The following is a 576-nucleotide window of genomic DNA, read 5'->3' as shown; positions in this document are numbered from 1 at the left end:
TCAATACCGCAGAAGTGGTCGGAAAAATCGACGTAACCACAGGCTGGTGTGAGCTTCAGTTTACCGATGGCAGCTCTCCTGAAGAGAAGCCAATCTACGTTATCCCGCAGAGTGTCCGTTATAACTGTGTCGTAGAAACCAGCCTGCCTCTGGATGCGGAATTAATCGGGCTCGATCCGGTTCGCCTGCCTCCTGATGGCAAGGTGCCTATCTATCGTGCCGGGGATATTGTGGTCATCAGCCACACGGCAAGCACCGATGCAGGTACACCAACGGCCGGTCAGGTGATCAACCTGGCTCGTGACCATCAGGCGGAAATCGTGGTGGAAGACAGCAGCGGGGCTCTGCTGGTCAGCGATCAATACACCGTCGATAGAGAGGCAGGAACCGTTACCTTTGCCGATCCATTGAGCCTGATTGATGCTGGCAGCAGCCCTCTGACAGCTCCATTCACCATTAAGGATCGGGTTGAGCACATGAGTGTTTTAAGTGACGTTCAGATCAACGGCGACCTCTCCATTATCTCCCCGGTGCCTTGGGATTTACCCGCCTCCGAAACTACGGTCAGCAGTGCAG

General features: G+C 54.7%; 1 protein-coding gene. It reads left to right on the top strand.

Annotation, left to right across the window (positions count from 1 at the left end; all coding sequences use genetic code 11):
• On the top strand, positions 1–576 hold a 576-nt coding region (locus tag AK963_RS34365), incomplete at both ends, for a hypothetical protein (protein WP_202969973.1).

This window comes from Endozoicomonas atrinae, from assembly GCF_001647025.1.
Taxonomy (GTDB): Bacteria; Pseudomonadota; Gammaproteobacteria; order Pseudomonadales; family Endozoicomonadaceae; genus Endozoicomonas; species Endozoicomonas atrinae.
The sequence above is the reverse complement of the archived record's forward strand: the minus strand, read 5'-3'. Positions and strand labels throughout refer to the sequence as shown.